Genomic DNA, 11816 nt, shown 5'->3' on the forward strand with positions numbered 1-11816 from the left:
GTTCAGCATCAAATAGCGAACACCGCCGCGTTCCACGACCTGAATGTAATTGTAAGCCGACTCCGTTTCGAACACCTGTCCCGTGCTGCGAAGATTGATAATCGGCGACCGCCGCCCGATCCTGATTTCCCTGGACGCCAGCACTTTCGGTGGACCGGAGGACACGAATGCACTTCCATCTGCCGCGGGTCGGGAAGGCGTGCCGGTGATCGAAGTCCGCTGCGGAGATTCGTTGGAAGATGCGTTGAACCTTTCTTCCCGACGGAGATTACGTCCCACCGCTGTCCAGGGGCGATAGACGAAGACAGGATGGAGCCCATGCGTCAAAAATTACTTGGTGTGGCAGTATTCTTCTCCGGCATGACCACGCTTGCGATCGAGATATCCGCTTCGCGTTTGTTGGGCAACGTCTTCGGCACCAGCAACATCGTCTGGGCGAACATCATCGGCCTCATATTGATCTATCTCACCGTGGGATATTTCCTCGGCGGCCGGCTTGCGGATCGTTCTCCCCATCTTCGTACCTTCTATCGCGTCATGGCCTGGGGCGCCTTCGCGGCCGGTCTTGTGCCCATCATCGCCAGACCCATCCTGCTTCAAGCTGCGAAGGCCGTCGAACACTTGTCCACGGCGGTGATGCTGGGTTCGTTTTTCGTGGTGTTGATTCTCTTCAGCATTCCCGTCACACTGCTGGGTTGTGTGTCTCCGTTTGCCATACGACTGGCCATCCGGTCGCCCGAACAGGCTGGAAGCATATCCGGCAGGATGTATGCGATCTCGACCATGGGATCGATTCTGGGCACTTTCCTCCCCGTGCTCTGGTTGATTCCAACCATCGGTACGGCGAGGACATTCCTGGTTTTCAGTTTAATTCTCATCTGTGTGGCCCTGGGAGGATTGTTCATCGAGGATCGCAGAAGCGGCCTGAAGTACCTGCTGCTGCCTGTTTTGATCCTCGTTTTGTCCTTCTTCACTTTGTCCGGTCCGATCAAGCGCAGCACGGGACAGGTGTTCGAAACGGAGTCGGCTTACAATTACATTCAGGTCGTGGAACGCGGCGGTGTTCGCTATTTGATGCTGAACGAAGGTCAGGGCATCCACTCGGTTTACGCCCCTGGAATGGACGTCACCTATGGCACCTGGGATTACTTCCTGTCGGCGCCGTTTTTCAATGCCGCGCCGGTCGCACTATCCGACGTGAAACGGGTGGGGATTGTTGGACTGGCCGGGGGGACGATTGCCAAGCAGTACACGAATGTCTTCGGTGCGATACCGATCGATGGATGGGAGATCGATGCAGAGATCATTAAAGTCGGTCGGGAATGGTTCGACATGAACGAGCCGAATCTGAATGCAATCGTCGCAGACGGACGTTGGGGTCTTGCGCATAGCCAATATCTGTACAGCGTCATCACCATCGATGCATACAGGCTGCCGTATATTCCCTGGCATCTCACCACGCAGGAATTCTTTCTTGAAGTATATGCGCATCTCTACGAGGATGGCGTCGTGGCAATCAACGTGGGCCGTACGCCGGACGACCGCCGCATCATCGAGGCCCTGGCGGGCACCATCCAATCTGTTTTTCCGTCGGTGTACGTGGTCGATGTGCCAAATACCTTCAACACGCTCATCTATGCGACCAAGCAGCCGACCGGCGCCGACAACCTGATCATGAACATCTTTGCCTTGGAAAATCAGGAGGCTCCGGCAGTGCTGCTGGATGTTTTACGGCGGACGGTTGCCCAACTGCAGCCGACACCCGAATCCGACGTTGTCTATACCGACGATCGTGCGCCGATTGAATTTCTGACCAATTCCATGGCCCTGCGTTTCATTCTGGGTGGTGACGTCGATATCCTGCGTTAGAAGGAGGCGAGTATCTTGCCATCGAGGGCACGTTTCTGGAAACAAACGGTTGAAACCTTGTTCGTGATTTTACTGCCGATCAGTCTCATTCTGTCGAGTGTTTATATCGTTCTCTACAGCGCCGGGATCTGGGTCCCCATCGAGTACCGCATGCCTGGTTTTCCAGAGGATAGCTATGGCTTCGACTTGCAGGACCGGCTGTACTGGTCGTCCGTGGACATCCAATTCCTACTCAGCAACGAGGATATTTCCTATTTCGATTCCCATTTCCTTGCCGATGGATCGCCGATGCACAACGAACGCGAGCTGAAACACATGCAAGACGTCCAGGTCTTGTTGAACGTCATGAAACGCGTCCTTTTGGCCGGTTGGATTCTGGCTGTTCTGATACTCGTGGTCTTGTGGCGAATGGGTCAGGGCCAGGAAATTCCGCATGTCATTTTCCGCGGGGTCCGCGCCACGTTGATTTTCATCGGCGTGTTGATCCTGGGGATCGTAGTTTCCTTCGGCGTTCTCTTCGTCGGCTTTCATCGTATCTTTTTCGAAGGAGATACCTGGCTTTTCGCCTACTCGGATACGTTCATCCGTCTCTATCCGGAGCGTTTTTGGCGAGACTGCTTCATCCTTTTGGGACTGGTGACCGTCCTGGAGGCGTCGATCGTCTATGGGATCGGCAGATTGCTTGCGAAGAAAATTCCTGGGGAAGCGGGGTAACCGGTTTCGTCGTTCGTCGAGAAGTCTGCGAAGCGGATGAACAAATAACAAAGATCGACGTTGGCGTCGATCCTTGTTTTTATTTCTTGGGTGGCAGATATTGGGCAGCGCTGTGGAAATCTTTTAGGCCCCGAATTTCTCCAGCCGATTCGCGTGCGCCATCATCAACGGCATGAGCGCCGTGGCAGGGATCGTCCCAAAACCACCGCGCCCGCATGCTCGTTCACCGAAAGTCGTTTCCGCATCCGCCCTTACGGTTTCCGGCGCCCAGAGCAAGGCGGGAACCGGATGCCAGGAGTGTGAACGCATTTTTGCGGGTGTGGAATGGTCGCCGGTCACGAGGACGACGTCCGGATTCAAGTCCATCAACTGCGGCAGCGCCGCGTCCACGCTCTCGATGATTTTAACCTTGCCTTCGAAGTTCCCGTCTTCGCCTTTGCTGTCGGTCTTCTTGATGTGAATGAAGAAGAAATCGTAATCGTTCCATCGTTGCGAAGCGACCAGGAACTCCTGCTCGGGGGTTTCGCCCTCGAATTCGATGAGCTCCATTCCGACCAGTTTCGATACGCCGCGGTACATCGGGTATACAGCGATACAACCGGCGCGTAGCCCGAAGATTTCGGGAAATTGCGGCAGGCCGGGGTCGGTCGAAAACCCGCGCAGGGTCAATGCGTTGGCTTTGGGCTGGGATTGCAGTTTCTCGCGCGCTGCCGCAATCCATTGGTTGAAGTACCGGGCACATGCCTCGGATTCGCCGTCGAGCGCGCGGGCGGGGAGGGGGGCGACGCCGGTTTGCTGTGGGTCGGTATCCTCGATGTTGGCCGAGAGCCCTTTACCGGACATCACGGCCGCAAAGCGGTATTCGCGCACAGGGCGAACGTCCACATCCACGCCTTCGATCTCGATCTCCTGCAGCTCGTTCACGATGGGAATCGCTTCGTCCGAGGGAATTCTTCCTGCCCTGCGGTCGATGATTTTCCCCTCGGCGTCGACGGTGCAGAAATTCCCTCGAACGGCTACGTGCCCTTTCGACACCGTCATGCCGATACCCGTCGCTTCCAGCACGCCGCGGCCGACCTCGAACTCGACGGGGTCGTATCCGAAGAGCCCCAGATGCGCGGGACCCGATCCGGGGGTAATGCCCCGGCGAACGGGAACGGTCTGTCCCAGCGTTCCTTCCGCCGCCAGACGGTCGAGGTTGGGTGTGTTCGCGGCTTCCAGTTCCGTCGGACCGCCCGGCTCGATGGGCAGACCGCCGAGTCCGTCCATGACGAGCAGGATGATTTTCGTGTCGTTCTTCTTATGCAGTGAGCGCATGAGTTCAATATTGTGCATATGGAAATCCTCCTTGTCATAAGAAAACCCCCACACCTTTACAGGAGGGGGGTTTTAATGTATGTGTCGTATCGTCTACATGATCGCGTTTTGGTCGCCGTCGACGTTGAAGAGATGCATGCTGTCCATGTCGAAGACGCACTCGACGGTGTCGCCGACCTTGAACGCCGTTCGTGGATCGATCCGTCCGATGAAGCTGTTATCGCCGCTTATGAAGTGCATGAATATCTCGTTGCCCATCAACTCGGTCACTTCTACTTTCGCTTCGACCGGTGAGGCGTATACGGGCGGGGAGAACGTCGGGTCGTGCACGTCGTCCGGGCGGATGCCGAAGATGACCTGCTTGCCGGCGTGAGGCATGTATCGATCCACCTTCGATGGCGGAACATTGACGTGGAACGTGTCCGCATCGATGACCAGCGATCCATCGGATTTCTCCAGCGTTGCCTTGAAGAAGTTCATCGCCGGTGAACCGATGAAGCCTGCCACGAAGACGTTCGACGGGCGATCGTAGAGTTCCTGCGGCGTATCGACCTGCTGAAGGACGCCGCCTCGCATCACGGCGATGCGGTCGGCCATCGTCATGGCCTCGGTCTGATCGTGCGTCACGTAGATGAAAGTCGTCTTCAGGCGGTGATGCAGCTTGCTGATTTCGGCCCTCATTTGAACTCTCAATTTCGCATCCAGGTTCGAGAGGGGCTCGTCGAACAGGAAGACCTGCGGTTCGCGCACGATGGCTCGGCCAACGGCGACGCGCTGTCGCTCGCCACCGGATAACTGGCGAGGTTTTCGATCTAAGAGGTGCTCGATGCTGAGAATGTCTGCGGCTTCCTTAACGCGCCGTTTGATCTCTTCCTTGGGTGTCTTGCGAAGCTTGAGGCCAAAAGCCATGTTGTCGAACACGGACATGTGTGGGTACAACGCGTAGGACTGAAACACCATGGCGATGTCCCGATCTTTTGGCTCGATGTCGTTGACGATGCGATCTCCGATGGCGATCGTTCCTTCGTCGATCTCCTCGAGACCTGCGAGCAGGCGAAGACCGGTGGTCTTACCGCATCCTGACGGCCCGACCAGTACTAGGAACTCCCTGTCGATGATGTTGAGGTTCATATCGTTTACTGCAGTTACGTCTCCGAAATGCTTACTTACGTGGGTATAACTTACGGTGGCCATGGGCCGTCTTCCTCCTTCTTTTGGGTATCGTGCCACCATTATACACGCATCCAAAGCAACATAAAAGATTTAAAGCCCCTCATGTTGACGCTGTATATCCTCTCTGGTATAGTCGTCCTCGTGTACAAGACACCGGGTCAATCCAATCAAAACGGAAAAACGCCGCATAGATTTCGTGGACTCGTCCGCTGGCTCCAGCCAGGCTTGGGGGTCAAGCGTTGGTTTGTGATTCTGATCGTCGGCGTGGCCTTGATCGGATTGGGCGTTGCGGTGATTTTGCTCGATATTTATCGAAACCATCCACAATCCCCATGGCTCGCTATGTTAAGCCTTCGCGATCTGCCGCGCTGGCTGCGTGCGGTCGTGCTTGCAATCTTCGGTTTCTTGCTGACCTTTTTTGCTGTTCTGAGGCTCAACCGCACGTTGCTTGCGCCGTATCTCCGTCCAGGAAAGCCTTTGGTGGAAGCCGTCGCCCGGCATCGGCGTCTGGGCCGCGGCCCGAAGATCGTCGCCATCGGTGGAGGTACCGGGTTGTCCACGCTGCTGCGTGGTCTGAAAAAGCACACCGGCAATCTGACCGCCATCGTGACGGTCGCAGACGATGGTGGTTCCTCCGGAAGGCTGCGTCAATCGTTGGGACTGCCCCCGCCGGGTGACATTCGCAACTGCCTGGCCGCTTTGTCTGACGATGAAGATCTACTGACGCAGCTGTTTCAATATCGCTTTCTCGAAGGAGAAGAATTGAACGGCCACTCCTTCGGAAATCTCTTCATCGCCGCTCTGGCAGGTGTGACCGGCAGTTTCGATCAAGGTATCCTGGAGACGGGACGCGTGCTGGCGATACACGGTCAGGTACTGCCTTCCACGCTGGATGACGTCGCTTTATCGGCCGATAAAGCTCCTGCACTTGCCGACAGAGCGGTACGCGTGGAGGGCGAGAGCCGCATCCCCGATATTCCAGGTAGGATACAAAGGGTGCAGCTCGAGCCCAACGATCCACCCGCATATCCCGGTGCGATCCAGGCTATTCTGGCTGCGGACATGATCGTGGTTGGCCCGGGAAGCCTGTATACCAGCGTACTGCCCAACCTGCTGGTTCCGGACATCGTCCAGGCCATCCAGGCTTCCAGCGCCTTTAAAGCGTACGTTTGCAACGTGGCGACCCAGAAGGGGGAAACGGAGGGTTATAATTGTCAGCAGCATCTGGAGGCCATCGAAAATCACGTCGGGTTGGGGTTGGTGGATTTGATCGTGGCCAACGATGGTAATCTGGATGCCAAGCCGGATGGGACCGAAATGGTCCAGCCCGTGTTCGATGGAAATTCGCTGGTCCAACTCTATACCGCAGATTTGGTCGACGTCGATCGGCCCTGGCGGCACGATGCGCAGAAATTGGCCGAAGCGTTGATCGCGCTACTGGAAGAACGAACCGGCCCGTTGGATCTGCCGTCGATGGATGAACAAGATACTAATCCGGATCTGAATTGATCCGTAGAAAATAGGAGTGAAATTATGGCAACACGAGTAGGAATCAATGGCTTAGGCCGAATCGGACGACAAGTCCTGAAGATCATGAAGGAGAAATATCCGGACGTCTTCGACGTCGTGGCCTTCAACGATCTCGGTGATTTGAATACGATGGCGCACCTTTTCCGCTACGACTCGAACTACGGTCGTTACGAAGGCACGGTAGAGGTCCAACAAGACGGTTTGACGATCGAAGGCGACTTCATCAAGGCGCTGTCTGAACCAGATCCCGCGAAACTACCCTGGAAAGACATGGGTGTGGAAATCGTCATCGAGGGTACGGGTGTATTTCGATCGCGTGAAGGCGCCTCCAAACATCTGGAGGCCGGTGCGAAAAAGGTGATCATCACCGCACCTGCGAAGAACCCGGACTTGACCGTCGTATTGGGGGTCAACGATGGAGATTACGACCCCAGCAAGCACAACATCATTTCCAACGCCTCGTGCACGACGAACTGCCTCGCGCCTCCGGCAAAGGTCATTCAGGACAACTTCGGTATCGAGAAGGGCTTGATGACCACAATCCATGCGTATACCAACGACCAGAGAATTCTGGATCTACCGCACAAGGACTTGCGGCGTGCGCGCGCCGCGGCGCTCAACATCATTCCGACGACGACGGGCGCGGCGAAAGCGGTGGCGCTGGTAATCCCCGAATTGGAAGGGAAATTCGACGGTTACGCGCTGCGGGTGCCGACCCCAACGGTCTCGATCGTGGATTGCGTCGTGCTGCTGCAGAATGAAGCGACCACGGAAGACCTGCACACCGCGATGCGCAAGGCGGCTGAAGGTCCGATGAAGGGCATCCTCGCGTTCTCGGAGGAACCCCTGGTCAGCATGGACTATAAAGCGGACGATCATTCCAGCATCGTCGACGCTCAGTTCACCTTCGTGATGGGCGGCAACATGGCGAAATTGGTCACGTGGTACGACAACGAGTGGGGGTATTCGGTGAGAACTGCAGATCTCGCCAATCTAATTTCGAAATCTCTGTAAATCCATGAAGCGCGGCGCGCCTGGCAATCCGGGTGCGCCGCGTTGAGGTTAATCGCATGTTTGATAAGAAAACGATTCGTGACATCGATCCCGAGAACAAGCGGGTTTTGGTGAGGGTCGATTTTAACGTCCCGCTTGCGGATGGAGCCGTGGCCGATGATACCCGCATCCGAGCCGCATTGCCGACGATCCGCTATCTGCTCGATCACGACGCCGCAGTCATCCTGTGCTCGCATCTCGGCCGGCCCAAAGGTAAAATCGTTCCGGAATTGACGCTGCGACCCGTGGCCGAACACCTCTCCTCCTTGCACGACATGCCGGTCAAATTCGTGGAGGACTGCGTAGGACCCAAAGCACGAGCCGCGGCGGAGAAACTTGAGCCGGGAGAAGTTCTGCTGCTCGAGAACACGCGCTTCAACCCGGAAGAACGGGCGAACGATGACGCATTTTCCGCAGCCCTGGCTTCACTCGCCGACCTGTACGTCGATGATGCTTTCGGATCTGCGCATCGGGCGCACGCATCGACGGAAGGCGTCGCACACCATCTCCCTGCCGTCGCCGGGTTTTTGATGGAAAAGGAATTGGAATACCTGGGAAAGGCGTTGGAGAATCCCGCCCATCCTTTCGTGGCGATTTTGGGCGGCGCCAAGATTTCCGATAAGATCACCGTCGTGGAGCGACTGCTGGAAAAAGCAGACCGTCTGCTCATCGGCGGCGGCATGGCCAACACCTTCCTTGCTGCGCAAGGGAAATCCATGGGCAATTCCCTGGTCGAAGACGATTCCATCGCAACGGCAAAGGATTTGCTGGCGCGTTCTGCGGATCGGCTGCTGCTCCCTGTCGATTTGGTCGTTGGGGATCGATTTGCGGAGGACGCCCAAAGCAAGACGGTCTCGGTTGACGAAGTACCGGCGGGTTGGGGCGCATACGACATCGGCCCCAAGACGGTGGAGTCGTTCAGCCAGGTCATCAACGAGGCGAAGCTGGTGGTTTGGAACGGACCGATGGGCGTGTTCGAGTTCGAGCCCTTCGCCAAGGGAACGTGGGCGATCGCCAAAGCCGTAGCGGCTTGTAAAGGCACGACGATCGTGGGCGGCGGAGAATCGACGGCCGCTGTGCGGCAAGCCGGCTTGACGGACAGCATCAGCCACGTCTCGACGGGCGGCGGCGCCTCGCTCGAGTTTCTCGAGGGCAAAGAACTGCCTGGCGTGGTGGTACTCGAGGATAAATAAGCGTATTTTCGGGTTCTCCTGCTCGGAGACCTTCGCATTCGAAGCAATCGAGAGAGTGATTCGAACGTAATATCCTCGTGCGCGGGTAGATTCTGCTTGGCCGGTTGGCTCGATCAATTGCCGACGGCCACGCAGCTTTTTGTTGTCCCTTTGAAACCTCTCGTCTATAATGTGCGCGGCCTGAGGTTGGAGTTGCTATGAGTTTTGCAAAAGGTGAAAACGTTGGCGCCTACCGCATCATCGAGCAGTTGGGACAGGGAGGTATGGCGACGGTCTATAAAGCCTACCATCCCGCCCTCGATCGTTATGTAGCCATCAAGGCGCTTCATCCGGCGATCATGGAGGACCCCAGTTTTCAGGCTCGTTTCGAACGGGAAGCCAAAGTCGTCGCCAAATTGGAACATCCGAACATCGTTCCGGTATACGATTTTTCCGAGCATGCAGGCCAGCCCTACCTGGTGATGAAGTTCATCGAAGGCGAAACGCTCAAAGCGCGTCTTGCGAAAGGCCCACTCAAGAAGGATGAAGCGCTGCGAATTGTACAGGCCGTGGGGAGTGCATTGACGTATGCGCATGAACACGGCTACCTGCATCGGGATGTCAAACCTTCCAACATCTTGATCGCCCCGGAAGGTGAAATCTACCTTGCAGATTTCGGACTGGCGCGCATCGCAGAAGCAGGCGCTTCGACGCTCTCGGGGGACATGCTCATGGGCACGCCGCAGTATATTTCCCCCGAACAGGCGCAAGGCGTGAAGGATCTCGACGAGGGTACGGACATCTATTCCTTAGGGGTCGTGCTCTACGAACTGGTCGTCGGCCGTGTTCCCTTTTCTGCGGACACCCCTTTCTCGATCATTCACGACCACATCTACACGCCGCTTCCCCTGCCGCGCCAGGTCAATCCGACGGTGCCGGAGGCCGTCGAGTTGGTGCTGCTGAAGGCGTTGGCGAAGGATCGAGAAGATCGCTTTGCCAGCATCGAAGATATGATCGAGGCCTTCTGCGCCGCGGTTACCGGCGGTGATATTGGGGTTCTCGAATCGTTGTCGAAACCTCGCACAAAGAATCATCTGCCTTCGGAATCATTTGCGAAAGCTGCCACGTTGGCCGACATGGCGTCAGCGGACGACGCGCCGCAATCGGAGAGTTTGGGTGAAAAACCGGGTGTGAAGGATTCGTTACGGAAACGAAACCGATGGTTCTGGGTCGTCGCCGGATTGGTGATGACCTGTTGCATCCTGTTTGTTTTTCTCGGCAGCATCAACCAGCTTTCTTCCCGGGGAAAGGCAACCGAGACGAAGGGGCCGGAAGATCGGCCTACGCAGGAAGTCCAACCTGAGGACTTTTCAAACGAAAATGCGGGCGATGTGCTTCGTCGGGCGGAGACGTTGCTAGCGGAAGGCGATGACCGCGGGGCGTACGATGCCTTCATCAAAGCAGGCGATTTTTTCATGGAAGCCGGTGACTTCCCGATGGCCATGGAAACCTACTTGCGGGCGCGCGAGCTCTCACAGAATCCGATGCGTCCTGAGGTGCTCCTGGCGAACAAGCTTTTCCAAGCGCTTTTTTTCGGGGCGCCTGAAGAGCCGATGTGGCCGCTGATCGAGGATCTTTATGATAATTACCCGGATCGCGACGTGATCCAGGTGGCCGCTGCGCGGATGCGTTTGTATGCAGATTCCCCGCAGGCGGCGATGGCTGAGCTGGCTCCCGTGTTGGACCGCAATCCGGACAACGCCGTCGCGAATGTGGTTCTCGTCGAGATCCACATCCATCTCGGCGAGATGGATGTGGCCCGGGAATTACTCACCGGACTTCTGGAGAACAACCGCACGCCAGTATGGCTGGAGGAGAATGTGGATCGAGTACCATGTATTGCAGGAAATTGGAAGATGAATAAAAACATCGCGGAAGCGCTGCAGCTCGTGGAGGAGATGCTTCCTCGCTTGTCCAAACTCAGCGGCGTCGAACGCGTCATTTGCCCGCCCTTCATCGCCTTACCCGCCGTGGCGGAGCGTTTGAAGGACGAGGATGTGTTCGTAGGCTCACAAAACGTTCACTGGAAAGAGGCGGGTGCGTTTACGGGCGAAATTTCTCCCACCATGCTGCAAGGCTTGTGCACGTTTACGATCATCGGACATTCGGAGCGCAGGGCGTATTTCGGTGAAACGGATGAGACGGTTAATTTACGCGTCAGGGCGGCTTTGAGTCATGGTTTGCGACCCATCGTTTGCGTCGGAGAAACGCTGGAACAGCGCGAAGCCGGACAGACGATAGATTTGATCAGCACACAGGTCTCCCGGGGCTTTGCGGACATATCCAAAGAGGATTTCCGCCGCGTCATCGTGGCCTATGAGCCCATCTGGGCGATCGGGACCGGAAAGGCGGCGACAGCGGAGGATGCCAATGAGACCATCGTCGAGTCGATTCGTCCGGTGTTGACGAGCATGTTTGGCGAGGAAATTGCACAGGCCACGCGCATCCAATACGGCGGCAGCGTCAAGCCGGGAAATGCCGCGGAATTCTTCCAGCAGCCGGATATCGATGGCGCTCTGGTCGGCGGTGCCAGTTTACGCGCCGACGATTTCATCGCCATCGTCGAAGCCGCTCGAGTTTAGCTCGAGTAAGATCTACTGCGGAAAGATGCCGGATATCAAAGGACACCCGCCGAGGCGGGTGTCCTTTTTATTTGGCGGGAAAGAATCGTCGTTCGTCCTCAACCGGTACCGAACTGGCGATCCCCGGCGTCTCCCAGGCCGGGCAGGATGTAGCCGTGCTCGTTCAGCCTTTCGTCCACGGCGGCAAGATGAATGGGGACTTCAGGGTGGTGCTTGTGGAGTTCCTCGATGCCCTCCGGTGCGGCGATGAGGCCGACGAATTTGATTTTCTTCACTCCCCAATCCTTCAAGATGTCGATCGTGGCGACGGCCGATCCACCCGTCGCCAGCATCGGATCGAGGATCA

General features: G+C 56.8%; 10 protein-coding genes. 6 read left to right on the forward strand and 4 right to left on the reverse strand.

Features of this window, described 5'->3' with window-relative positions:
* The coding region (locus tag P8Z34_15595) for a hypothetical protein (GenBank protein ID MEJ2552099.1) at window positions 1-279 on the reverse strand (279 nt) is incomplete at its 3' end.
* A gap of 39 nt (window positions 280-318) precedes the next feature.
* Here P8Z34_15595 and P8Z34_15600 point away from each other — a divergent pair.
* Window positions 319-1869, forward strand: a complete 1551-nt coding sequence (locus P8Z34_15600) for a fused MFS/spermidine synthase (protein ID MEJ2552100.1) — start codon at window positions 319-321, stop codon at window positions 1867-1869.
* A gap of 15 nt (window positions 1870-1884) precedes the next feature.
* A complete protein-coding gene (locus tag P8Z34_15605; GenBank protein MEJ2552101.1) occupies window positions 1885-2583 on the forward strand; it encodes a TIGR01906 family membrane protein in 699 nt (232 codons plus the stop codon).
* Window positions 2584-2706: 123 nt separating this feature from the next.
* On the opposite strand, the gene P8Z34_15610 is transcribed toward P8Z34_15605, so the two are convergent.
* Window positions 2707-3918, reverse strand: a complete 1212-nt coding sequence (locus tag P8Z34_15610; protein ID MEJ2552102.1) for a 2,3-bisphosphoglycerate-independent phosphoglycerate mutase — start codon at window positions 3916-3918, stop codon at window positions 2707-2709.
* A gap of 75 nt (window positions 3919-3993) precedes the next feature.
* Window positions 3994-5094, reverse strand: a complete 1101-nt coding sequence (gene ugpC / locus P8Z34_15615; protein ID MEJ2552103.1) for a sn-glycerol-3-phosphate ABC transporter ATP-binding protein UgpC — start codon at window positions 5092-5094, stop codon at window positions 3994-3996.
* Between the two features lie 81 nt (window positions 5095-5175).
* On the opposite strand from ugpC, the gene P8Z34_15620 reads away from it, so the two are divergent.
* The 4 genes from P8Z34_15620 to tpiA all read left to right on the forward strand — a co-directional run bounded on the left by P8Z34_15620 (window position 5176) and on the right by tpiA (window position 11470).
* Entirely contained in the window at window positions 5176-6582 is a 1407-nt protein-coding gene (locus tag P8Z34_15620; GenBank protein ID MEJ2552104.1) for a YvcK family protein, read from the forward strand.
* 24 nt (window positions 6583-6606) lie between these two features.
* Window positions 6607-7617 carry a type I glyceraldehyde-3-phosphate dehydrogenase gene (gene gap, locus P8Z34_15625; GenBank protein ID MEJ2552105.1) on the forward strand — a complete coding sequence of 337 codons (1011 nt, stop codon included), beginning with the start codon at window positions 6607-6609 and terminating at the stop codon, window positions 7615-7617.
* A gap of 56 nt (window positions 7618-7673) precedes the next feature.
* Window positions 7674-8849 carry a phosphoglycerate kinase gene (locus P8Z34_15630; GenBank protein MEJ2552106.1) on the forward strand — a complete coding sequence of 392 codons (1176 nt, stop codon included), beginning with the start codon at window positions 7674-7676 and terminating at the stop codon, window positions 8847-8849.
* Window positions 8850-9046: 197 nt separating this feature from the next.
* Entirely contained in the window at window positions 9047-11470 is a 2424-nt protein-coding gene (tpiA, locus tag P8Z34_15635) for a triose-phosphate isomerase (protein MEJ2552107.1), read from the forward strand.
* Between the two features lie 98 nt (window positions 11471-11568).
* Here tpiA and upp read toward each other — a convergent pair.
* On the reverse strand, window positions 11569-11816 hold a 248-nt coding region (gene upp / locus P8Z34_15640; GenBank protein MEJ2552108.1), incomplete at its 5' end, for a uracil phosphoribosyltransferase.

The organism is Anaerolineales bacterium, assembly GCA_037382465.1.
Lineage (GTDB): Bacteria > Chloroflexota > Anaerolineae > Anaerolineales > E44-bin32 > WVZH01.

Coding starts and splice junctions, on each gene's coding strand:
- P8Z34_15600 (MEJ2552100.1), top strand. CDS start 319: ATGCGTCAAAAATTACTTGGTGTGGCAGTATTCTTCTCCGGCATGACC.
- P8Z34_15610 (MEJ2552102.1), bottom strand. CDS start 3,918: ATGCACAATATTGAACTCATGCGCTCACTGCATAAGAAGAACGACACG.
- ugpC (MEJ2552103.1), bottom strand. CDS start 5,094: ATGGCCACCGTAAGTTATACCCACGTAAGTAAGCATTTCGGAGACGTA.
- P8Z34_15620 (MEJ2552104.1), top strand. CDS start 5,176: ATGTTGACGCTGTATATCCTCTCTGGTATAGTCGTCCTCGTGTACAAG.
- gap (MEJ2552105.1), top strand. CDS start 6,607: ATGGCAACACGAGTAGGAATCAATGGCTTAGGCCGAATCGGACGACAA.
- P8Z34_15630 (MEJ2552106.1), top strand. CDS start 7,674: ATGTTTGATAAGAAAACGATTCGTGACATCGATCCCGAGAACAAGCGG.
- tpiA (MEJ2552107.1), top strand. CDS start 9,047: ATGAGTTTTGCAAAAGGTGAAAACGTTGGCGCCTACCGCATCATCGAG.